This is a genomic window from Phaeobacter sp. PT47_59 (assembly GCF_028890025.1).
Taxonomy (GTDB): domain Bacteria; phylum Pseudomonadota; class Alphaproteobacteria; order Rhodobacterales; family Rhodobacteraceae; genus Phycobacter.
Genome location: NZ_JARCJL010000014.1, coordinates 59713 through 84015, shown reverse-complemented (window position 1 = coordinate 84015; position 24303 = coordinate 59713). Strand labels below are relative to the sequence as shown.

General features: G+C 60.8%; 16 protein-coding genes. 2 read left to right on the top strand and 14 right to left on the bottom strand.

The window, feature by feature from the left end:
• Window positions 1-44: 44 nt before the first annotated feature.
• From PXK01_RS13875 to PXK01_RS13825, 11 genes are all read right to left on the bottom strand, one after another.
• Window positions 45-1058, bottom strand: coding sequence for a polysaccharide biosynthesis protein (locus PXK01_RS13875; RefSeq protein ID WP_274860551.1), 1014 nt, complete (start codon window positions 1056-1058; stop codon window positions 45-47).
• Window positions 1055-3616, bottom strand: a complete 2562-nt coding sequence (locus tag PXK01_RS13870; RefSeq protein ID WP_274860549.1) for a rhamnan synthesis F family protein — start codon at window positions 3614-3616, stop codon at window positions 1055-1057. Before PXK01_RS13870 ends, PXK01_RS13875 begins: the two co-directional genes overlap by 4 nt.
• Complete coding sequence (locus tag PXK01_RS13865) at window positions 3613-4095, bottom strand: hypothetical protein (RefSeq protein ID WP_274860548.1); 483 nt, start codon at window positions 4093-4095, stop codon at window positions 3613-3615. Before PXK01_RS13865 ends, PXK01_RS13870 begins: the two co-directional genes overlap by 4 nt.
• Before the next feature lie 208 nt (window positions 4096-4303).
• Window positions 4304-8218, bottom strand: coding sequence for a glycosyltransferase (locus PXK01_RS13860; protein WP_274860547.1), 3915 nt, complete (start codon window positions 8216-8218; stop codon window positions 4304-4306).
• 88 nt (window positions 8219-8306) lie between these two features.
• Window positions 8307-10106: a sulfotransferase family protein gene (locus tag PXK01_RS13855; RefSeq protein ID WP_274860546.1), complete on the bottom strand. Its 1800-nt coding sequence runs from the start codon at window positions 10104-10106 to the stop codon at window positions 8307-8309.
• A 93-nt stretch (window positions 10107-10199) separates the two neighbouring features.
• The gene (glf, locus tag PXK01_RS13850) at window positions 10200-11363 is read right to left on the bottom strand and encodes a UDP-galactopyranose mutase (protein WP_274860545.1); all 1164 of its coding nucleotides are present in this window, start codon (window positions 11361-11363) and stop codon (window positions 10200-10202) included.
• Between the two features lie 41 nt (window positions 11364-11404).
• A complete protein-coding gene (locus tag PXK01_RS13845) occupies window positions 11405-12496 on the bottom strand; it encodes a hypothetical protein (protein ID WP_274860544.1) in 1092 nt (363 codons plus the stop codon).
• Between the two features lie 14 nt (window positions 12497-12510).
• Entirely contained in the window at window positions 12511-13764 is a 1254-nt protein-coding gene (locus PXK01_RS13840) for a hypothetical protein (RefSeq protein ID WP_274860543.1), read from the bottom strand.
• Window positions 13761-15611 carry a glycosyltransferase gene (locus PXK01_RS13835; protein ID WP_274860542.1) on the bottom strand — a complete coding sequence of 617 codons (1851 nt, stop codon included), beginning with the start codon at window positions 15609-15611 and terminating at the stop codon, window positions 13761-13763. The genes PXK01_RS13840 and PXK01_RS13835 overlap by 4 nt, the downstream gene beginning before the upstream one ends.
• 196 nt (window positions 15612-15807) lie before the next feature.
• The gene (locus PXK01_RS13830; protein ID WP_274860541.1) at window positions 15808-16461 is read right to left on the bottom strand and encodes an ABC transporter ATP-binding protein; all 654 of its coding nucleotides are present in this window, start codon (window positions 16459-16461) and stop codon (window positions 15808-15810) included.
• 21 nt (window positions 16462-16482) lie between these two features.
• The gene (locus PXK01_RS13825; RefSeq protein WP_274860540.1) at window positions 16483-17892 is read right to left on the bottom strand and encodes a sugar transporter; all 1410 of its coding nucleotides are present in this window, start codon (window positions 17890-17892) and stop codon (window positions 16483-16485) included.
• Window positions 17893-18170: 278 nt separating this feature from the next.
• On the opposite strand from PXK01_RS13825, the gene PXK01_RS13820 reads away from it, so the two are divergent.
• A complete protein-coding gene (locus PXK01_RS13820) occupies window positions 18171-18899 on the top strand; it encodes an ABC transporter permease (RefSeq protein WP_274860539.1) in 729 nt (242 codons plus the stop codon).
• A gap of 12 nt (window positions 18900-18911) precedes the next feature.
• On the opposite strand, the gene PXK01_RS13815 is transcribed toward PXK01_RS13820, so the two are convergent.
• Window positions 18912-19949, bottom strand: a complete 1038-nt coding sequence (locus PXK01_RS13815; protein WP_274860538.1) for a glycosyltransferase family 2 protein — start codon at window positions 19947-19949, stop codon at window positions 18912-18914.
• 154 nt (window positions 19950-20103) lie between these two features.
• On the opposite strand from PXK01_RS13815, the gene PXK01_RS13810 reads away from it, so the two are divergent.
• On the top strand, window positions 20104-21105 hold the full coding sequence (locus PXK01_RS13810; protein ID WP_274860537.1) for an NAD-dependent epimerase/dehydratase family protein: 1002 nt from the start codon (window positions 20104-20106) through the stop codon (window positions 21103-21105).
• Between the two features lie 166 nt (window positions 21106-21271).
• Here the strand turns inward: PXK01_RS13810 and PXK01_RS13805 are convergent, their stop codons facing one another.
• Window positions 21272-22363, bottom strand: a complete 1092-nt coding sequence (locus PXK01_RS13805; RefSeq protein ID WP_274860536.1) for a ParB/RepB/Spo0J family partition protein — start codon at window positions 22361-22363, stop codon at window positions 21272-21274.
• 65 nt (window positions 22364-22428) lie between these two features.
• Window positions 22429-23856, bottom strand: a complete 1428-nt coding sequence (locus tag PXK01_RS13800) for an AAA family ATPase (RefSeq protein WP_274860535.1) — start codon at window positions 23854-23856, stop codon at window positions 22429-22431.
• Between the last annotated feature and the right edge of the window lie 447 nt (window positions 23857-24303).

Sequence of the window (24303 nt, the reverse complement as noted above, 5' to 3'; positions counted from 1 at the left end):
CCCGGTTTGCCGCTCCCAGGCAAAAGCTATCCTCGTCACCACATTCACTCCTGATCCCTCTCGGCCTGCAACCGTCCGACAATCTCTTCCAGATGAGTGATGCGATCCGCCTGCTGCATGACGATATGCAGAACATGCTCCAGAGCACGTTCGCGCATCTCTTCTTGGTCAACTGTTTTCTGTTTAGGCGCAGGCCCCCTGAGCAGATCGATGCCAATATGCGCCTTAATCTCTTCAAACAAAGAGGCATGATCAGCCACGATCTCATCGGTTTGAGTGTAGGTGAAACTGTCACGCACCAACGCTGCAATACTTGGAGACCGCGCGAACTCAAGGTGCCGAAAGGCGTGATTGAACCTGTCCGGCAGCGCCACTCCCGACAGTCGAGCGTTGTAGACTGCACGCAGCAGGCTTTCGCTGCTTTCGACCCGCTCCAGACTGCGCGCTTGAGGAATTTCCATTTCGACGCCGAGCACCGATGCAAAATCCGCCACCACATCCATAGATTTTGAAAACGGCCGAACCGTTGTGATGTCGTTGCACGCGCGGAGCCACGCATTCAGATCCGCATACATCTGCAGCAAGCTGCGTCCTCCTTCAGCGTAAGGAGGGATCGGACCATCGGATGTTTTATGATAAACGAACCATTGGTTATATGCCGATGGTAGCCAGTCTCTCGGATCCCGAGCATATACAATCAGCCGAACAGTGGCCCGGCGTCTCAAGTACATAATGAACGGCTCAAAGGCGGAATGCTGCTGCAGCAAAGCTTCGTTTGACAATAAGAAACGCGATATGCCGCTATCGGCCTGCTTTTGTTGTAGAGCTGTCAGAAACCGGTCGGCTACGGCATCCAGACGATCCATAGAAGATAAGAAGAATTTGCGCTGAAGATCATCGTCACGCAACGCCGGATCGATCGAATCGAACCACATTCCCAGATAATCGACACCCTGCTCCCGCAAACTGTCGATATTCGCGTTCAGAGCGGTCTGGATCGAAGACGTTCCCGTCTTACCCATTCCGATATGAAATATGATTTCCATTTTCTGGGTCACACTCTTTGTTCATCCAGCTTATGCACAAAGACCGAATCCAGCCCCAAATGCGTGGCCATCGCAGGCCAGAGACGCTCGATCAGGTGAAACTCCGTCCCGTCGTTCGCAATCGGCTCGTTCGGCCAGGGATAGTCAGGGCCGAACATGTCATTCATCGCTTCCACCACCTGACGGCGCACCCAGAACATATTGCCCACGGGGAACAAGAGAGGATTTTCCGGCATCGGCCCCGGCAACCGGTCGGCGAATTTCGGCAACAGGTGACGGCTCTCGTTCCAAGGAATGAAATAAGGGTCAAACGGCGCCACAAGACCAACACCATCCTGTGCTAGGGTGGTCACTGCGCTGGAAATGCGCTGCGGATCGCCCAGCAAAATCCGCATCAAGAACCGCCGCCAGACATCCCCGGCATCAGTGGTATTGACCGATTTTTTCTGATGCAGGTGGCACCAGAACTCCTCCTGGCCCGCCCCCCCGTCCGGCTGGAACAGATTCATAAAGGGCAGGATGTCGCGCCCGGTATTGGACACCAGCACGATCTCCGGGAGCAGCCCTTCAGCCGCCATGATTTTGCGGATCTCGTCCCCCTTAGCCACGGTATCGGTGGTCACCACGATACGGCTGGCCTGCTGGTAGATCGCGAACTCCCGCAGGTCATCGGCCAGATCGTCCGTGTAGTAAGCATGGACATGCAGGGCAAAGGAGGGCAGTGCGGCGGGTTTCGCAGTAGCATAGGGTGCAAGCCGCATCCGGCTGTGCATCCAGTTGTCGGAGGCCGCGATCTCGCGCTCAACCTCATCAAGATCGCGCCAGACAAGCCGACGCCCGTAGCGCAACATTTTCTCTCGCTCACGAATGCGCAACGGCGATCCCTCAGCTTCCCCAGCAAACATCACCGGAACGTCGATTTGCGACGCCCCGCGCACAAAATAGCGTTGCTGCGCAAGCCGCTCTTCCAGTGCGGACTTGATCTTGGCAAACAGTTCCGGCGTTGCGTCCTGAACCGTTGCATCCTTCTTCCCCGGCTGCTTGCGGGGCAAGCTGAGGAGTTCTTCGACAGCGGCAGCGGGATTGCCATATTCAACGCATGAGATTTCGTCGCGCGCCAGATACCTGTCATCTCCGAAGCCGGATGCGCCTTCGAAGAACACAATTCTGCACCCATGATCGAGAGCATCGAACACGACGTTCGGCAAAGGGTCCAGCCGGGATGAGACAAACATCGCATCGGATGCCATGAGTATATCCCGATAAGCCGGTCCCGCAGGTAAAACGAAAAGGTTACTATCGGGCTGGCCCGCGCCGATTCGCTCCAGATGAAGATTCATCCAGGTTCCGAAATGGGTATCCTCTCGATTGAGGCCATCCCCAATCCAGATATAAACGGTTTCAGGGTCGCGTTGCCGGCAGATCTGTGACGCCATGGCAAAAATATCAGTCCCTTTGCGCCACTGCAGATGACCTGCTCCACACACAAGACGCACCGCTGAGAGATCGCGCCCGATCAGATCCGACAGCCGACTACGCGCCTCACGGATCTGATCGCCACTCGCTCCACCGACAGCCAGAGGACGCTGCGGAATAATGGTACTGTCCCGTTCGACATCGAAACAGATATCCTTCAGCCGTCCTCGCCAACTTTCGCGGACATGATCCGACGAGAAAACGACAAGATCGGTCAACAAGGCTGAGAATATCGATTTATAAGCCGGGAATGTATACTCAGTATACTCGTGAATATAGGCTGCAAAAGGCATATCTCTGCTTATAAGAAAAGGGACGTAACTCCACGTTTCAACAGAGTTAATAATGGCAAAGTCTATCTTTTTCAGAACCTCGCCAGAAAAGAAATCGAATTCCTGGAAGGGCGCGGCGGAGACCAACACCTGACAACTTGTCTCCCTGAACTCCTCCAACAGCGGCCCATCGCGCAGGGCCGCAACGATGACATTATGCGTCTTCGCCGCCTCGCGCGCCAAGTCACGCCCAACGATTGGCGCTCCGGTGCGAGAACATTCATGCACGACAATCAGACAAGTCGGCAGCTCAGGCCGGTAGGGAATCTGACCGCTATACTGGCCTTTGCGGAGATCCCGCAGAATACGCCGCCCTTCAGATGCCCCGTGGCACAGGTAATGAACCAGCGGATCGATTCCGGCATCCAAGAGATCCGCATTCATGCGTAGATAAATATCACCCGAGAAATCCGAAACGGCTGAATCGACCGGTGCGCCCAGGTGGAGCAATTCGAATACCAGTTGGTGCACCTCAGGCTGCCCCGCCTCCATCGCTCCAACCAGCGCGGGATCGATCGTCAGATCCAGCAAGACATCATCAATCGTGTGACATTGTGAGACAATCTGTTCATAAAGCGTAGGCACATGCCCCTCAGCACTGCCATGGGCATCGAAATGTTGCCGCAACTCCGCCGGATCTTCAATGTGCGCGCTGGTCTGATGTTTGTAGTGGCGCGGATCGAAACGAAAATCAGGTCGGATTTTCAGCAAGTCGGGTATTTTGGATGCGTATTTTTGCCAAATAAAGTCGAGATCTGTCATGCGTCTTCCCAACGAAATATTTCCTTTAATACTTTGGTCAACTGCGTATCGCTGACAGCGCGACCATTCAGTTTTTGAAAGACGTCAGGTAAGAGGGGGCTCGCCGCAATCAGCTCTCCTAAAGCAAGCTGGGTGAGGCTCCCGTCCGGACCGAATTTTGCATCTACAGCGCCGGAAGGCACCTGAACCGGATCGTTCGGATCGCCGGTTTTGCCGAGAGGCCGATCAACATAAAGAAGAGGGCCTTCATCCTCATCCAGCCGCCCTTTCAGCCATCCCACGACGTCACAGAGCAACGCCGTCGCATTCTCAGGCTCCTGGAGCCACTCTACAATGACCAAGTCCCCGCCGAGACTGTCAAAATCATGTCGCCCGCAATCTGATCCTGGCAGAACGATTAGGACATGCAAGCCCGGCCATGATGGCAAAGGTAAGGGCATGGACCCCGCCTCGAAAGTATTGGTTGTCAAGATCAGCATGATTGATTTTGCCCGCCCTTTCTCATTGGTCTCGGAACCTGAGGGAACTTCCGATCTGTATTTCACTATTCACCTGCCCAGACAATGGGAGTCCGGGGAAAAGCTGGCCCATGTTCATATCGGGTTGGGGCTTGCATAGTTTCTCTACCAGGGCTCGGAAACCATTCATCCTGCACCACTGGTTTGACGGAATGAATGGCTCATGCGCCTAATCGATACCTGTACTTGCAGACACATGATTGGCCAGCAACAAATGATAGAGTTCAGCATATCTATCCACCATGCGCTCGATGCGGAATTCCGCATCGAACCGCTTCTGGGCATTCCGTGACAGGCGCGCACGCTCGACCGGGTCCAGAAGCCGGTTGAGCGCTGCGACCAGCGCCTCCATGTCGAGCCCCTCGTCCTTCAGCGGCACCAGAACGCCAGCGGCGTCCTCTCCACTGCCGACGATACTGGCGATCTCTCCGATGGTACTGGCGACCAGCGGCAGCCCCTTGGCCAGCATCTCGATCAGCACCAAAGGCAGGCTTTCGCCAACGAAATAACTCGGCAACAGCCCCACATCGGCAATCGCCAGATAATCCTGCAGGTTCGAGACCTGTCCCATGAGATGCACATGCTCCGGCGCCAATTCGCGGATCTCGTCGGCGCTTGGTCCTTCTCCGATCAGCATCAAATCCACAGCATGGCCCTCCGCGTTCAGCACCCGGGTCAGCTCCACCGCCTCCATCCACCCCTTGGAGGGGATCGCACGCGAGGCCAGACACATCACCAGCGCCTCGGGACGCAGCCCCAGGGCGGCGCGGTCCAGCTGCTGGCGTATCGGCTCCTGCGGCATGCCGTTGGGGATGCGCGACAGCCGCGCAGGCCGACCATAGACATCGTATACGGCCAGGTTTTTCTCTGCCGTATAGACCCAGGCACTGACCCTCTCGATCATCCGCGGCATCCGGCCCGGAAAGCTCCGATCGATACCAGGCCGCTGCAACAGCGTCTCATAGCAACCATGCGTGGAGACCACCCAAGGGATATCAGCGGGCAAAGCATTGCGATAATTGTCCACCAACGCATCAGCCCACCACATGCTGGAATGGATTATATCCACGCCATAGCGCATCACGATTGGCGCCAGATCGAACCCTTCTTCCCGGGCATTATAAAGCGCCACCTCAGGATTCAGCTTCGACAGCACCGCAGGATGCGTCGGCAGATAATGGGCATTGATCAACACCACGCGCCCACCGCGACGATGCCAGTCGTTGGCCAGGGAGATGGCAAACATCTGACCGCCACCGGGGCTGAGATCCGACGCGATCACCGCCAATGTCGGCAGCGCTTTCTGCGGCGCAGGCAGCTGCGGCAACGCCTGCGGATCGGGCACATTGAAACGGGCGATATCCTGCTCCAGAAACTGCTGGATCTGCGCCTGTGCCTGCGGCGACTGCCGGTAGGTGCGCCCCACATAAGTCCGCACCTCGGCCAGTTCGTTGAAATAACGCAGCGAGCCTTCCAGCTTGTGGGTCACCGTATTCTCGTGGCGACGGTGATAATTGAGCGGTGCTGCGGAAAATCCGACCAGACCGCCCTTCATGGCGCGGATGTAAAAGAACCAGTCGCCGCACAGGCGCATGCCGGTCACCGCTTCGACGAACTCCGGGTCGGGGTCGAACTTGCGCATCAGCACCGCGCTGGCATTGGGGATGGTATTGGCAATCCCCAGCCCCTCGTTCGCCTCCTCGTGGTCGGTGGCGACAAAATCGCGATCCCAGCGGCCCGGGTTGATCCGGTCGAGATAAAGCGAGGGATAATCGCCGATCACCGTGCCATCCGATTGCACCGGCACCGACATGCAGGAGGCCAGGCGCAGATTGCGGTCGTCGAACATCGGCAGCAGGGTGGTCAGCAGATTGTCTTCGCACCAGTCGTCCGCCTCGGCCAGCCAGACGATCTCAGCCTCGGCCATCTCCATGCCGCGCAGCCATTGCGCAAAAGGAGAGCCGGAGTTTTCGGTGCTGAGCGCGGTCCTGGTCCCGGCACGGGTCTCGGCAAAAGCCTTCAGCAGCTGCGGCGAGCCATCAGAAGAAGCATCGTCCAGCAGGATCAACTCGAAGTCCTGGAAGCTCTGCGCGGTAATGCTGTCCAGCCGCTGCGGCAGGTAGTCTTCGTAATTGTAGTTGGGCAGCACCACGCTGACCTCGGGTTTCAACCCGGCGACCTGGCGCAGGTGATGCAGCAAGAGCGGCCCCACCGCCTCGATCGTGTGTTTGCGGGCCACCTGGTCGCGGCCCGCCTGCCCGTCCCGGGCGCGCAGGTCTTCATCGCGGCCATATCGCAGCACCGCCTCGGCCATGGCGGGGATATCCATGAAGGGCACCGCCACGCCGCTGCCACTCTGCACGAAATCGGCAATCCCGCCGGCCTCCTGGAAACAGACCAGCGGTACGCCGGCCTGGGCCGCGTAAAGCGCCACCAGCGGGAAGGGATCCTCCTGCGAGCTGAGCAGGAAGATATCGGCGCCCGCCAGCTTGCCCGCCACATCCGGCTCATAGCCGGTAAAACGCACCCGCTCCGCGAGCCCGGCCGCCTCGGCCTGGCGGATACAGTCCTCTTCGTCCGGGCCGCCGCCAAGCCAGACGAATTCCGCATCGAGCCCGGCCTCCAGGACCGCTTTGGCGGTCTCGATGAACTTGTCGGGCGATTTACGCCAGTGCAGCACGCCGCAGCCCATCACCAGGATCCGCTCCTGCGGTACGCCAAGGGCGGCGCGGGCGGCGCGGCGGCGGGCCAGCCGGTCCGCCTCGCTGTCATTTCTGGGCAGCGCCTCGACATAGCTGTGGGCCGAGGTCAGCCGGGTTTCATCGAACCCATATTCCCCCTTGAGCGCGGCAAAGACGCCGGGTCCGCCACAGATCACGTGATCCGAGTGCGCCCGCACCAGATCGACCTCTTCGGAGTAGCGCTCCAGGATCTGCGGCAATTCGTGGATGAAGGCGGCGCTGGGGGTTTCGGCAGACCAATACTTGTAAAAGGCGCCGCTGACGATGGAATTGACGAAGACCGCCTGCACGTCCTCGCCCGCCCAGTCGGCTAGGGCGGCGGCGCGGTCTTCCTCGGCATGGTCCGACAACACAAACACCGGGGCGATCCGCTCGAAGTCCGGACGGAAATGGCCGCCGTCGATCGCCACGATCCCGACCGAGAAGCGGGTCGAAGACATCAGCCAGTCGGCGAAGAGCCGCAGCACGGTCTGGGCGCCGCCCAATTGGGTATCATGAGTGACCAGCAGGATCCGCCCGCGCCGCCCGTCCGCACGCAAGGCCGTATGAACGCGTTTCCACAACGTACCGCGGGTCACGTCCTGATAAAGCGGCGACCGATTGCCTTGCGCAGTATCGGATCCCATCGGGATATACCCTTCATGGGGCAGCAGCCCCTCGCGCCAGCCTGCCTGCAAATAATGGCCCAGCGGTTCAATCGGCAGGGCCACCGGATCCAGATAACAGCTCTGATACCACTCCGCATCAAAACGGGGATGCGGGCTGCGCCCCATCTGCCAGCCGCTCTGCAGGTAGTCCTGCCAGCAATCCACCTCCTGCGGCACATCGTATTGCACCCGGTACCATGCCGCATCGAACAGCGGATGTGGGCTGCGCCCCATGCGCCAGCCTGCCTGCAAGTAATGCCCGAACGGTTCCAGTCCGGCCTGAGCCACATCCCCATTAACCGCCAGATACCACTCCGTATCAAACAAGGGATGCGGGCTGCGACCTTCGCGCCAACCGGTCTGCAGATAGTGCCACCAGGGGTCAACATCTTCGGCCATGACAGAGGGATTTTGCAAGAGGTACCAGGCCGGGTTGAACAGCGGATGCGGGCTGCGCATGGCCCGCCAGCCATGATTCATATAGTGATCGCAGGGTTCCATGTCCCCGGCAGCGACCTCGGGGTTCTGCGCAAGATACCAGGCCACATCGAACAGCGGATGCGGGCTGCGCCCCTCACGCCAGCCAAAGAGCGTGTAATGCGCCAGCGCCCCACCAGGAAACGCCTCTGCATCCGGGTTTTGCGCAAGATACCAGTCTGCAGAAAAAAGCGTTTCAATATAGGATTTCGTTTTCATGTCCGTGCTTTCTGCAACCCGATGCGCCCGGGCCATTTGCCACATGCGCAGCAACCTTCCATCGCCCCGACTGAGCGGGGTTACACACTCAGGAGTGGCCCCGCAGGGTCTTGACAATCCGCCGCAGCGGCGCCGTGATCTTCCAGGAGGTGCTGTTCACATAGGCCTCGGCCAGATGTTCCAGCTCTGCGATCCGCTGCTGCTGCTGATACAGGATCTCGGCCTGGGCCTCGCGCTCGGCGATGCCAAGGTCCCGGTCCGCACTCAGGCGCCGCATCTCTTCCGCCCTGTTCTCGGCCTCCCGGCGAGACATCTCCAGAGCTGTCTCAAGATCGTGAATGTCCCGGCTGAGACCGGCACTGTGCTCGTCGGCCTTCTGGCGCTGCGTCACCAGGGTCTCCTTCAGCCGGGTTTCGAAGTCTTCCTGCAGCTTGCTTCGCATCAGACGGGCGCTTTTCCGGCTCTGATCGCGTTCGGCCACCAACCTAGCCTGTTCGCTCAGCAGGCTGTCCCGTTCGTCTTTCAACCCGGCCTGTTCCTGGCTCAGGCTCTCCAGTTGGTCTGCAAGCGTCTTTGCGCGGAATTCGGCTTGGGCGTTCTGGCGCGCCATGTCCTCGACCTCCTGGCCGCGCTGCTCCAGAGCGCTGCGAATTTGCCAGCGCTCCTCCTCGGTCTCCTTCAGCTTCCGCTCCAGCGCCTCTAGGCGCGCCGCGCTTTCTTCAAGCTGAGCGGTCAGCTGCGCATTGGCCCGCTCAGTTTCGGCCTTTTGCCCCTGCAGGGCATCAAAAGCCTTCTGGCGCGCCGCCAAGTCGCCGCGCAACCGTCCTGTCTCCTGCTCAACCTGCTCCAGCCGCGCCCCGCGGTTCTCTATTTCGGCCTGCATTTCGGCCTGCGCCTGCAGGGTCTCACTGCGCAGTTTCTCGTATTTCTCCGCCGCATTGCGCAGCTCTACCTCGCGCTCGGCCGCCATCGTCTCCAAGGCCGCCGCATTGCGGTCACCATGGCTGCGCAGGGCGTGAAACAGCGGGCTGAAGACTGGCGCAGCGCTGTCGAAGGCAGCGCGGATCTCATCCAACTGCGCATAATCGGCTTCGGTTTCCCCTGCCTCAGCCCAGCGTTCCATGATCCCGAATGTGACCCGCACCCAGTCCGACACCACAGGATTCTCAGATACCGCTTCGACCTTCTCCACCCTGTGACGCAGATTGCTGCTCAGAAACGCTCCGATCTCAGCGCTGGAACTGTCGGAAAAGCGTGGAAATCTGATCTTCGTGCGCGCACTGATTGCCTGCGCCACTCCGCTCCAATTATCCAGCAACCGGTCATAGCTGGTGAAACAGCGCCGCGCGCCGCGCGATCCGGCCTCGGCCTCCAGCACATGGCGCAGCCACAGCAGCAGACCCGCCGCCAGCGGCCAACCCTCACGGGCCTCCAGCGAACGGGCCACCTCGATCGGGTTGCGGTGGGTCAGCACATAGACGGGCTTAAGCTTCTGAGCCGCGAAAAGCTGCGTCCAGAAGGGCATCAGTCGACAGATCCGCGGATCCTTCAGCACGAAGAAACGCGATGTGCCATATTCCTCCTGCAGTATCTCGGCGCCCCGCTCCAGGAATTCCTCCAGGCGCGGAGAATCATACCAGTCGGGATTGAAACCCCGCCAGTCGTCCCAACTGGAGCCACCCGAGGCCAGGATCGCATCGTTCAGATGGTAGGCCTTCATGGATTCATAAAAGCCCTTGGGGTTGAACTCATTGGGCGACATGATCTCATTTGGCAGATCACATCCCAGCCGCGCCAGCGTCCCGGTGAGTGCAGAGGTTCCGGAACGGTGCATCCCCAGAACGACAACGGCATAACGGGACTTTCTAGCAACGTTTTTCTTGGACATACGTATCGCGCCTTCTGTTCTCTTTATTGCTCTTGCAGGAGGGCGCCCCCACAACAAGCCTTTCTTTCAACGCCCCTCTTCAAGCGCACACAGTTACAGCGGCGCCACGAAAAACGCCGGTGCCGCCTCACCCTTGTCCACGGTCGCCGCAAAGCCGCGCGCGGTGTCCAGCGCCTCGCGGATGGTCACATCCATGTCGAGATAACGATAGGTGCCGAGACGGCCCACGAAGGTGACGCCCGATGTCTGTTCGGCCAGTTTCACGTAATCGGCCAGCAGCGCTTTTTCCTTCACCTGGCGGATCGGGTAATAGGGGATGTCTTCCGGCTCGGCGCTGCGCGAGAATTCGCGGTACAGCACCGAGCCCTCGTGTTCTTCCCAGGGGGAGAAATGCTTGTGTTCGGTGATGCGGGTATAAGGCACCTCTTCCTCGCCGTAGTTCATCACCGCGCAGCCCTGGTAATCGCCTTCATAGGTAAAGCGTTCGAAATCCAGGGTACGGTAGCCCAGACGGCCCAGCTCGAAATCGAAATAGCCATCCAGCGGGCCGGAATAGAAGACGTGGTCGAACGCATGCCCCATCTCGCGGCTGAAGGTGGTCGACAGTTTCACGGTGATGCCGGGATGATCCAGGATCTTCTCGATCATCGACGTGTAGCCATTCTCCGGCATGCCCTGGAACTGGTGAAAGAAGTAGTTGTCGTCGTAGTTGAAGCGCACCGGCAGGCGTTTCAGGATCGAGGCAGGCAGTTCAGAGGGCTGCACCCCCCATTGCTTGATCGTGTAGCCCTTGAAGAAGGCCTCATAAAGATCCTTGCCGACGAACCGCATCGCCTGCTCTTCAAAGGTCTGCGGATCCTCGATCGAGGTATCGGCTTGTTCCTCGGTGATGAAGGTGCGCGCCTCGTCGGGGCGCAGGGTCTTGCCAAAGAACTGGTTGATGGTGTGCAGGTTCACCGGCAGCGAGAAGACGCCGCGCTGGCCTTTTGGGTCGAGTGAGGTGGTCTTCACCCGGTTCTTGTAGGGCAGGAAGGTCTCGAAATTATTCACATAGTCCCAGACCTCGGCATCGTCGGTGTGGAAGATATGCGGCCCGTAGACATGCACCATGACGCCGGTGTCTTCGTCGCGCTCCGTATGGCAGTTGCCGCCGATGTGATCGCGCGCATCCACCACGGTGATGTCATGGCCCGCCTCGGCCAGATGCCGCCCGATCACCGCGCCCGAAAGACCTGCGCCTACCATAAGAAGTTTCATAATACCTGTTCCTCAATCCTGTGTACTGGCCTGCCGGACCGTTATTTCTGGTTGCTCGCCAGCATGATGCGCGTCTTGCCCGCCAGTTTCTTGAAGGTCTCGGGTTTCTCCAGCAGCATATCCGACAGGATGCTGGAGAAGATCTGAACGCTGCTCACCACATCGGCAGAGAAATGATCCCCCGCCTTCAGGCTCTGCCGCTCTGTGGTGGTCTTGGAGTCGATCGCATCCAGCGCCTCGATCATCGGGCTGCCCGAGAAGAACTCCCGATCCAGCGCCTCGGCATCGGCGCGATAGCGCTCCTGGATCCGCTCGGCGAAGCGGGCGGGGATCTTGAATTTCTGACCGCTCTTGTCCAACCCGGCCTCGCGGATGCGCTCGCTGGTGGTGCGCCCCAGGGCGCTGCGCGCCTCGGTCAGCCGCGGCGTCATCTTGCGTCCGCGCTGCTTCTGCCGCGCCCGGAAGACGCTGTGCACCTCGCGCAGCAGCGCCAGCTGCGGCACCGTCAAAGAGGTATTGGCCGAGATGTCATCGGAGACGGTGAAATCCTCATGGCCCAGCACGAAGCGGAAGAAATCAGCCACCGCGTCCTCCTTGTGCAACTCCTTGCGCACGAAGGGGCGCAGGGTGAAACGGTCGCCAAAGACATCGCGCCATTTCTGGAACCGGGGCAGGTAATCGATCCCACCGCTCTCTGACATCTTGTCCAGATAGGTTTCAAAAGACCCCATGGCATTGCCCAGTTTCACCCGCTCGGAAAAGGAGGACAGCAGCTTGTCGGGATGCGGGCGCACATAGGCGACCAGGCGCATCCGCGACTCGATTCCGGGCCAGAATTCGGCAATCGCCCCGGCAAAGACCTCCGGGTCCACGAATTGGAAATGCTCGGCCGAGACGATCCCGTAATCCGCTTTACTCTGCTTCAAGTCTGTATAGACCCGTGTAAAACGCTTGCCGCGCTCAGGCAGACGATGCTTGCGGGTCAGGGTCTTGGCCATGGCGATATGGTGGTTGCCGGTCGGGTAGCAGATTGAGGCGCCCGGAATATCATAGGCCTTTTGCACCAGCGCCCGCTGGATGGAGGTCGACCCGGTCTTGGTGTCCCCCAGATGAACAATCAGTTCCTTAATCATCAAGCACCCTTTTTCTATGTCTCGGCAGACGCGGCATCCGCTTGCAACGTCTTCATAAAATCGATTTCGGCCGGGGTTTCCCACCAGCCGGCAATGCTGCAGATCCGCTCCACAGCCTCCCGGTAGATCTCCATCTCGGCGCGGGCGTCGGTCGCGCTGATCTGTGCAAGGTCCGCAAAGAAACCGGAGCGGCCCACCACCTCGCCCAGCCAGCTGTCGATCGGCTGAAACTGTTCCAGCAGGCGCGCCCGATTGTCCGCTCCGAACAGTTCGATATCATGGCTGGACGGCAGGTCCAGACGGGCGCTCATCTGGCGCAGGCTGTTGCGCAGCTGTCCTGCCTCACGCGCTGGCAGCGCGGCATTGGCGCGGCGGGCGATCTCGTAGATCCCGCGGTGGATGGAATCGTTCTCGCGCCGCTCCGGCGCCAGACCAGCGGGCATCTGCAGCCCGGTCTGGGTGATGAAATCATTCACCGAGCCGCCATTCTTGCGCACATCGGCATAGTCCCGCAGGATCACCTGCGACTGCGGCAGCACCTTCATCCAGCCCTCAACCATCAGGCGATAATCAAAGTGAATGCCCTTGAGATAGCCATCGATCCCGGTCGTGCGCAGCGGCTCCAGCTGATGGCCGAATTTCAACCGCTGACCATGCCAGGAGGCCAGATATTCATCGATCCGGCGCAGGGTGGCCACCACGGTGAATTCGGCGTCCGGGAAATATCCCGCCAGCCGTTCGATCAATGTCGGAGAGGCGGCATTGAAATTGGCAAAGACTTCAGCCGCCAGGATCACCGTATGAGGGTCGCAGAACCGGACCTGCTGCTTGATCGCATGGGCCATCTGCCCCAGGGCAGGCAGGCGTTTGTGATAGGCTGGAACCGACCCGGACCGGTGGTCCGCCAACATCCGGAAGGCCAGTGCATTATGCGGCTCGCGCACATTGATCGGCAGGGACCCTTCGGGCTGCAGCTGGCCATTGGCCATGGCCGCAAAATGCGCCATGCCTTCGAAATCCACATAAGGATACAGGATGCCGACACGGGACAGGGCCGTTGCATTGCGCGACAGGTAGTCCTGCAGCGAAGTCGATCCCACCTTGTGATGGCCGATGAACAGGATGACCTTAAGCGGTGCCCGGCCCGCATGTGCGCCCATCTGCGCACCTGTCTGCGGGGTCTCCTGCTGAACTGGATCCGGGGTCTTCTCGAGCTCCTGCTCCACCTGGGGAGAGGGGCGGCGTAACAGTCGTTTGATCGCTTTCACTCGGCGGCGTCCTGCTGAATATCTGCGTTGGTCTTCAGGCCCAGCTTGGCCTGCCAATAGTCCTCACTGGTGATCCCGTCATAGCTGTTGCGGTAGTCCGCCGCCAGTGCATCATAGGCCTTGAGGAAGGCGCGCGCATTGCGGATCAGACGGCGGGTCTGGCGCCAGGCCGCCCCCTTGGAGTGGCGCACCGTGTAGAACTTGTCCCGATCCGCATTGAGCACGGTGATTTCCGACGCCCCCCAGACATAACCGATATGACCGCGGCTCGGCGCCTCCAAGGTGATCTTGCGCCCCAGACGGGCAAAACCGGGGATCAACAGCCCGTTCAGCGTCAGTTTCATCGCCAGGCGTGTCCAGCGACCCGGCGGGTGATACCGCACCGGAGGCAGGGCCTCTTCGGCTGCCCGGGTCAACTCCTGCCAGGCCTCGTCCCGGGTCAGCGCCTTCAGATCGGCGCGGCGGGTCGCCATATTGGCGTGTTGATCGAAGAACTGCGGCCCCCGCATCACGTCTTCCATCGCCAGGTTGATCGCGGCCAGGGTGTCGTAATGCATCCGTGGCAGGTTGCGCAGGAAGAACCAGATGGCGATCTTCAGCACCCCCTTGGCGCCCACGTCCAGCGCGGGCAGGCTCATGTGATGCGCCATATGGCTGCGCAGGTCCAGGTACCAGGTCTGCGGGCTTTCCTTCTCGGTAAAGCTTTCCTGGAAGGAGACCACCCCGTTGAGGGTGAGGATATTGAAATCATTGGCCAGCGAGAAGCTGACATCGTCGCCGCGCACAAAGAAGGGAAAGGCCAGGTGCTTGGCCTCCTCCACCGGGAAGGCAAAATACCACCAGCCACCATAGAAGGTGTCGGGCACGGGCCGGGTGGCCTTGTTCTCCATCCCGATCATCGCACCCATATCGCGCAGATCGGTGCCCATATGCAGGGGCTGGCAGCGGGTATGGAACAGGGCGCCGTTTTCCCAGATCGCCCAGCGGTGCTGTTCGCTGATCATCGCCCCGGCAATGGCGGTCTTGGGGTCCGTGGCATAGGCCAAGAGCATCCAGGTCCGCTCCAGGCTTTCCATGTGGATCGAAGCATCGTCATCCATGAACAGGCAGTGAGAGGCGCCCTGCGCGCGCGCCTCCAGCAGGCCACGGGTGAACCCCCCTGCCCCGCCCAGGTTTTCATTGGGAATGATGCTGACGCCCTCGGGCGGCTCCAGATCGACCGTTTGCCCATTATCCGTGACGATCATCTGCACGTGGTCCTTCATCCAGGACCTCGCCCGAAAGGCGGAAAAGCGGGTCACCGTGCGGGCCACTTCGGCTTCGCGGCGGAAGGTGGTCACCGCCAGCGCCAGCTTTGGCTGGCGTTTGGGGGCATCAGCCGTCTGCCAGCTGGCCCCCGTCAAGACCCCCGCCCCCATCGCCTTCAGCTCGAAATAAAGCACGCCTTCGGCATGCTCTTCCGCCAGCAGGTGCGACAGGTCCACCCGCAAATGTCCCTTGTCCGCGCCGGTCTTGGGGAAATTCACGATGTCGCTCGACACCCGGTCCCAGGATCGGCTGGCCGGGGCCTGGAATACCGAAAGCTCGAACTCTCCGCTGCCCTCAAGGCACAGGGACAGGGAAGACAGGCCACATTCGCGCTGCCATTTTTCAAGGTTGAAAAGGTTGAACCAGGTGGAGAAACACGCCTCTCCACCGGTGGCGAAACGCAATTCGCGATGGCTGTCGGAAACCGCAACCGGCCCCTGTGTGCGCAGATAAAGCTCCCGCTCGGTACAGATACCAAACTCCGGCCACATCAGGGACTGCAGGGTGGTAAACCCTGCTGCTTGCGCCTTTTCAGCCATCGTCGAAACTCCTCCGGACCTGCACCTTTTCCCACTTCAGGCTCCTTACTGGAGCGCGGCTCAAAAGTACAATTCATCTTGCCTGTGACAGTGCAGATTCCCGCATCACATGCCCCTGTTGCAGCACGAAAACAGGCAAAGACCGGCAGGTGGGCGCATATCGCACAGATTAAGCCCCCCCCTTCGCCCTCCGGCCTCAGGCCAGCATCGCCTCATGCACGGCGATCGCCTCCTCCAGATCGTCGAAATACTGCATCGTCCCCCGCTCCAGAACGATGCCCGCATTGCAGAACTTGCGCACCTGCCCCATCGAATGATTCACCATGATGGCGCTGGAATGCTGCATTCGGTCGGCAAAGAGCTCGCGGCTCTTGCGCTTGAAGGCCTTGTCGCCCACTGCCGTGACCTCATCCACCAGATAGGTGTCAAAGCGAATGCCCATGGAGGCCCCGAAGGTCAGCCGTGATTTCATTCCCGAGGAATAGCTGCGCATCGGCATGTGATAGAATTTCCCCAGTTCGGCAAAATCTTCGACGAAAGCCACCAGATCCTCCGTATCCACGCCGTAGATGCGGGCGATGAAACGGACATTCTCCGCCCCTGTCAGCTCCCGGTGAAACGAGGCCCCCAGCCCCACCGGCCAGGAGATGGTCCCATCCGAGATGACCCGCCCGTGATCGGGGCGCAGGGTGCCCGCGATAATCTCCAACAACGTTGTTTTTCCGGCCCCGTTGCGCCCCAGAAGCGCCAGGGACTTGCCCGTCGGCAGGGTGAGGTTGAGATTGTTGATGACAATCTTGCGCTCGCCCCGCAGCCAGAAGCTCTTGGTCAGATTCTCGAACCGGATCATAACATCAGCCCCTCGCCCGCCTTAGCTGCGGTCCCGGATCGAATAGTAGATCAGCGCCAGGATCGACCAGGTCAGGAGCAGGAACAGCCCGGCCAATCCCGACAACATGTAGCGGCCCGGATATTCGGATTCCTGGGCCCGGGTGGGTTTGATATAGGTGGCCAGATAGCGGCTTTGCCGGGTGGCCTCGTCGCGCGCCGCCTCCAGTGCGGTCAATGCGGCGCGGTAGGTTTCCTCGGCATATTGCAGGTCCACCGTGAGCCGTTCGAATTCGGCGATCAGCGAGGGGTAATCCTCGCCCACCGCACCGGTATCGGTATTGCTGGAGGTAAAGGTCTGCCGCTCGATGTCGATACGCTCGCGGATCACGTCGATATGCTGCTGCGCCTTTTTCAGACGCGGATCGCTGTCGCCCACGGTGCCGCGCAGCAGATCATATTCGATCAGCGCCTCGGCCAGTTGCTGCTGGAGGTTGTTCATCACCCCCATGCGGCCCTGGATATCGGCCTCGGGATCGACGATGCGGGTACGGGTGCGAAACTGGGTCAGCGCCTCGCGCGCGCCCTTCAGCCGCTCCAGCGCCTCGTCCAGATCCTCGCGGGCATAACGCATGGCATCCTCGCGCGCCTGTTCATTGAGCGCATTGATGCGGGTCTGGCTTTCTTCGACGATGGCACGGGTAATCGTCTGAGCGGTATCGGCATCGAAAGCCACCACCTGCACCTCGGTCAGCCCCGAGCCGCTGTCATAGGAAATGCCGACAATGCGGTGCCAGTACCAGATCATCTCTTCCAGGGTGGCATCGGGCCAGAGCGAGAACACCCAGTCCCGGGGCCAAGACTGACTGTAATGAGGCCGCAACGGTACGGCACGATCCACCGCCTCCACCATTTCCTGGCTCTGGATGAATTCATAGAGGATGTCGCCATCCGAGGCGGTGGTGCTGCCCGCGAAATTGGCCAGGCCGCCCAGGATATCCGTGGCGCCCGAACTTTCCTGGCTGCGCACGGTGAAACCGGCGGTGGAGATATACTGGTCCTCGGCGATGGTGAAGAGATAGAAGACCACCGCCGCCAGCGGCGCCAGCACCAGGAGAAGAAAACTGACGACAAGTCCCCAGTGGCGCCGTCGCATCTGCGCGGGCCGGGCAACCGGATAGGCCGGGGCTTCCGCAGCCTGCCGTTTCGCATCCTCCAGGGCCGCCTCGGTGACCTTGACCTTCTGGCGCAGTTTCTTGAGTTTCTTACGGCCTCCCCCGCCGCCGTTTTTCTGCTGCGCAGCCGCCGGTTCATCGTCCTGATCGGCCGCCGCCTGCACATGGGAGGGCTGCTGAGGAAGCTTTTTGACATTGCTGTCGGTATCGGCTCCACCCTGTGCAGCCGATTTCCTGCCTGCTCCGCCCGTTTTCTTGCCCGAAGATTTCAAACCCATGGCCGGATGATCCTGTGTCATATGTGCCCGATCGAAAAGCCCGAGAAGAGACTCCAGAGCCATTTGTAATTGCTTGTTCTATGAGCCATAGTATCGCTTGCAAAGCCCTCAATCACAACACCCATTCACAGCAGCCCCATATGGCCAGTCCCCCTTCCGCAGCCCCGTCAAGGTCATCGCAGTCTCGCGCTGCTGGCGCCCTGCCAGCGGCTCAAACTCCGGCAAAAGCCGCCCAGACTCGGCGGCGGCTTGCCAGCCTGCGCACAGTGGTCGCCTTGATGCTACGCGAGATGTCAACCCAATACGGACGCACCCCCGGCGGCTATATCTGGGCCGTGCTGGAGCCTATGGCTGCGATCCTGTTCCTCAGCCTCGGATTTTCTCTGATCATCCGCACCCCCTCTCTTGGAACGAGCTTCCTGCTGTTCTACGCCACCGGCTATCTGCCCTTTGACCTTTATCAATTGGTGTCCAATGCCTGCGCCCGGGCCTTGAACTTCTCCAAACCGCTACTGAAATACCCTGCCGTGACCTGGCTGGATGCCATTATCGCCCGCTTTATCCTGAACAGCCTGACCACCATCTTCGTGATGATGCTTTTGCTGACCGGCGTGCTGGTGGTGATCGACAGCCGCACGGTCCTGGACATGCCACCCGTCATCGAAGCCGTTGCGCAGGCGATGCTGCTAGGACTGGGCGTGGGCACGCTGAACTGCGCCCTGATGGGGCTATACCCGCTTTGGAGCGTAACCTGGTCAATTCTGACCCGGCCGCTGTTCCTGGCCTCGGGCATTTTCTTTCTTTATGAGGATCTGCCGCCGCTGGGTCAGGAGCTTCTCTGGTATAACCCCTTGATGCATATTACCGGGCTGATGCGCACCGGATTTTATCCGACCTATACCGCCTCTTATGTGAATGGCACCTATGTGATACTTGTCAGCCTTGCTCTTCTGGCGATGGGATTGGTGCTGATGGGGCGCTATCACCGCGACATCCTGAACCGCTGATCAAAGGTGTGCCTAATCCGCGGTGCTGCGTGCCTTTTCTGCAAGCGCCAGCACATCCGCGTGGGGCACATGGGTCTGGCGGCGCAGCCCGTCGCGGATCGCCCGTGTCATCAGCCGCAAGAAGGCGCGCTGCTCCCCCTTGTGCACCCGCACCTTTGACAGCCACTTGGGCAGGATCACCAGCATCGCGGGCCAAAACCAGGGGCCTGCCGCCATCCGGTACAGCAACAACAGGTTGCGGTGATAATAATAGACCTTCCACAGGGGGATGAACCTGCCCCGTTGCGCCTGCTCCTCGCCCGCCTTGGGCTGAAAGGTGCTCAGGTCATGTTCAAAGCGCACGCCGGGTTCAAAGCCGATGCGCCCGCCCGCTTTGCTCAGCCCCAGGGTATAAAGCCCGTCATCCCCATAGATGAAGAGATCGGGGTCGGGATAGCCGATGCGCCGCACCGCATCGGCCGAGATGAAAAACCCCACGAAGGAGGTCACATCGATCTGCATCCCCTCGCCTTCGTAATCGCAAGGCTGCACGTGAAAGCCCGAGCGCCCGCCGCCGAACAGGGTGCGCAGGAATTCGCGCCCGTGCCAGAAGGGATTGCGCGAGGGGCGGTTCATCTCGCAGATGCCACCGCCGGGGAAATAGACCGCCGCGGCCACGCCGTCCCAGGCGCGCGTGGGGTCTGCATGGGCGGGCAGGGCGTGGAACGCAGCCAGGGCACCGGGGGCCGGGCGACCATCATCATCCATCACCACCAGCCAGTCGGGCGCATGCGCCTCCATCGCGCGGCGCATGCCCATCTCAAAGCCCCCGGCACCGCCACGGTTGGTGGTGCTCGCCAGGATGTCGAGGCGCGGATCACCCTGCGTGGCCAGCCAGTCGCCGGTGCCATCGGTGGAGGCATTGTCCACGACCACCACGGCCGACAGTTCCGCGTCCGGGCTGTCCAGCAGGCGGGCGATGGTATCCTTCAGCTTGTCCAGGCGATTATAGGTCACCACCACGGCCACCAGGCGACGCTGGGACTGAATCGGATCGGTCTTTGGGCTCACGAAGATCTGCTCCCCGCCTCTGGCTGTCCTTTGAGTGTCGGGCCGCAGAACTCACAAATGAGACCTCATGTCAAATGCTTTGCCTCCACCGAGCCCACGCAACGACACCGGATAGGGTTTGACAGTCCCGCCGGAAGCAGCCACCAAGCGCATCATGCGCACTGCTCTTGTCACCGGATCGGCCGGCTTCATCGGCTATCACCTTGCGGACCGTCTGCTGAAGGTCGGCTGGCGGGTCGTGGGGCTCGATTGCCTCTCGCCCTATTACGATGTCACCCTGAAGGAGCGCCGCCACGCCATGCTGGCGGAACACGCCCAATTCACCCCGGTGATCGGCAAGCTCGAGGATCCCGGCCGCCTGATGGATCTCTTTGCCCGCCACCGCCCCGATGCGGTCATTCACCTGGCCGCCCAGGCCGGGGTGCGCCATTCCATCGATGCGCCGCGCGACTACCTTGAGGCCAATCTGATCGGCACCTTCGAGCTGTTGGAGGCCGCCCGCGCCCATCCGCCCGCGCATCTCTTGATGGCCTCCACCTCCTCGGTCTATGGCGCCAATACCGAGATGCCCTTTGACGAGCGGCAGAAGACCGACACGCCGATGTCCTTCTATGCCGCCACCAAGAAGGCGGGCGAGGCGATGGGCCATTCCTATGCGCATCTTTACCGCCTGCCGGTCACCATGTTCCGGTTTTTCACCGTCTATGGTCCCTGGGGTCGCCCCGACATGGCGCTGTTCAAATTCACCAAGGCGATGCTCGCGGAGGAACCGATCGAGGTTTACAACCACGGCCGCATGAGCCGCGATTTCACCTATATCGACGATCTGGTCACCGGCATCACCGGGCTGATCGATGCGGTGCCGGGGGATACCCCGGTGGGGGACTGCGACAGCCTCAGCCCCGTGGCCCCCTTCCGTGTGGTCAATGTCGGCGCCAGCCAGCCGACGCCGCTGATGGAGTATATCGCTGCCCTGGAAGCGGCGCTGGACCGCCCGGCCCAGAAGATCCTGCGCGAAATGCAGGCCGGTGATGTGCCCGCCACCTGGGCCGATACCGCGCTGCTGAGGGCCCTCACAGGATATGCGCCGCAGGTGGATGTGAAGACTGGCGTTGCCCGTTTCGTGGCATGGTATCGGGACTATTACGGCGCCTGAACGCCGCCTCAAATGTTTCGCATGCGAAACATTTTGATCTGTTCTGGACCAAGCGTGGAGGGGGCAAATGTTTCGCGCGCGAAACATTTCAGTGTCTGAGCCCCGCAAAGAAAAAGACCCTAAAGATACCTTTAGGGTCTGAAATCTTCGAAAAGGAAGAGAGCGGTCAGCGGTGCTTCAGCCAGTCCCGCAGGGCTGCCACCAGCTCCGCATCAACCGCGTCTCCGGTCAATTCGATCCGGTTCTGATCCGGCGAGAACCCCAGCCGTACCCCGGCCGCCGCCTGCACGGAAATCCGCTCTCCCGCCGCGGCACCCGGGGTGCGGATGCCGGGAGGAGTACTGGGGCGAGACGGAGCAGGAGCACCCGAATCTTGCGGCTCTACAGGTTGGGTTAGAGACGCATCTTTTTCTTCAGCCAGCGCCCGGTTCAGGATCTCGATCTCCTCGGCCGGGGTCGGGCGCGCTGCGGCTTGCAGGGCGGCGCGCAGGCGGTCTGCAAAGCCTTCGTCCTCGGCCATGGCCCGCACCAGGGCGAGGCCCAGCTTTTCGCTGATGGCCGTGGGGAAGAACAGCACCGCATCCAGCTCCTCCACCAGGGTGACAAAGCTGCGGATCTTGGAGCGCTTGGCGCGCGGTACATTGGCAAAGAGACTCTGAAGCGCCTTTTTCAGAGTCGGAAACACCTCTTCCTTCATCGCCCGCACCGCAATACGCGCGCGTTCGTAATGGGACAGGTTCACCCGGATCTCATTCTCTTCGACCATGGCGATATAGGCATCCTGCGCCGTGTCGGGACGGATGATCAGAGCCTTCACCGTGGCGAACTTCGGGTCTGATGTTTCGGCATAGAGCCGCTTCAGTGCGCCAAGGCGGCGCCAGCCCGAGATCAGCCCGTGGCTGCGCCCGCCCGCGCGGGTTTCCAATGGCACCAGTTCGATCGGGGTCTGCTGGCCACGGGCCCGCAGGGATTCGACCAGGGCATCCATTTCCTCGGCATCCTGTTCGATCCGGTCGCGCACCAGGTGGGTCTCGTCGATGGCCGAGAGCGGCACCTCTTCGATCATCAGCCCCTTGGCGCGGGCATTCTCCAGCACATCGGACAGCTCGCGCAGGGCGGCGGTCGAGGCTGCCTCAGACGCCACCTGCGCAATGGGGGCGGCGCCCACGGACATCGGCCCGCCGAGGGCGGATTTGCCTTCCGGCGCGCCGGACAGATAGGTGGTCTGTGCCGGCATCAATCGTTTGCGTTTGGCCATCTGCCCATCTCCTTCTGCCTGTCTCCTTTGGCCGCATACCCTGCGCCATCATCCTTGACCGCGGCTTATTCCGCCGCGCTCTGCATCTGCACCTCGGCGCGGCGCCAGCAGCCGATCAGCAGCCGTTTGAAGGCCGCATAGGTTTCATCGAAGGTCTCGCGCCCGCGCGCATAGGTCTCGCGGTTGAAGTCGCGGTAATCGGCCTCGTAGATGCCCGAGACCTGCTCACCGGCCTGACCGATCAGGGCGGTGAAATCCTGTTTATGCGGGGAGAGCACCGGGCCCATATAGGCCTGCATCAGCGCCGCCAACTCGCCCTGCTGGGCGCTGTCAAAGCGGGTGATCACCGCGCGCACCGCATCCCATTCAAAGCCCATCTCGGGCCGGCCCAGGGCGCGGGCGGCAAGGTTCTCGCCCTCCTCGATGCTGGCGAATGTGGAATGCAGCATGTCGAAGAAGCGCCCGGTCGAGTCGAACTCCAGAAAAGACGCCCCCATGGGCACCAAGAGGATATCGGCGGCCGACAGCCCGTTGATGGTCAGGTAGCCAAGCGCCGGCGGGGTATCGATGAAGATCACGTCATACTGGTCCAGCACGCCGTCGGCTTCCAGCCGGTCGGTGAGCGCATCCCAGAGCTTCCAGCTCCGCGCCGCCATGCGCCAGACCGGGATCTGGAACTCGGCCCAGTAGAGGTTCAGCTGGGCGCCGATGAGATCGATATTGGGCCAGTGGGTGCTTTGGATCACATCCGCTGCCGTCATCTCCATCGCCGCCGTCAGGCTGTCGTCCAGCGGCTGGGGTGCATCGCCGCGATCCAGACGACGCTGGTTCTCATGACGCAGGTGCTCACCGTAGTGGCGCGCCAGGAGCGGAAAGGCGGTCTGCCATTCATCCTCGACCCGGCCCCCGAAGATCGAGGTCATCGACCCCTGGCTATCAAGGTCAATGACCAGCACCTTGTAGCCATCCAGCGCCGCCGACATGGCCAGATGCGCCGCGGTGGAGGTCTTGCCCACGCCGCCCTTGAAGTTGGCCACCGCAACCATCTTGGCGGGCAGCCCCTTGGGGCGGTAGGGGATATAATCCTTGGCCTTGGATCCTTGCGCCGCGAAATGAGCCCGCAGGCGCAGCACCTCGTCCAGCGTGAACCACTTGGCGCCGCCTTCGGTTTCCGAGCGCCCCTGGGGCAGATCCGGATTGGCCTTCAGCACCCGGCGGAAATGGGCCTGGGCGACGGGGATCAGGTAGCGGGTGATCTCCCAGGTGGAAAACAGGCGCAAGCTTTTGCGCCCCTCTTCATCCAATCCCCGGCTTGCCAGATCGGCCCGGCCCCGGGCGCAGCCTTCGGCGATGCTTGCAAAGCCTTGGGTGCTGGTGGGCGCATCAAGGTCCGCCAGGGCCGCATCGGGATCGATGTTGAAATAGGGGGGCAGATCGGCGCTTCGTCCCGCCTCTTTGCCCCTTGCGTCTTTTCTGTGGATATCTCGTGCCATGGGAGGCTGCCCGCTTTGCTGTCCTTTGGCAGCGATCCCGACCGTCGTTCTTGGTACCACGGAGTGATGTGCTGCCTTTTTGACAGGATATCAAAAAACAGCGCACATGGAAGAAATATGCGCATCTCTTTTGATTTTTCTAAGCAAATCCAGCAGTTGCCACTGCAAAAACAGGGGGCATTGGAGCGGGGAAAACTTTTCTGCCCTGTTATTTATGAGTTATATTATAGTTAAGGGAAATTGCTCTTTGGCGCAAAGCCCTTTTTTCATGGGCGATCGAGGTGGATTTTTGATCTACAGTGACTCTGAAACCCCGATGAAATGACTCCAATCCCCCGAAGAAGTGATTCCGGAACCCCGTTGCCTGCGCTTGTGGATAACTTTAGGGTGGGCGTAATCAAAACCACGAAAACGAGTCACCCCGGACAGGCGCGGTAAAGACGCCTT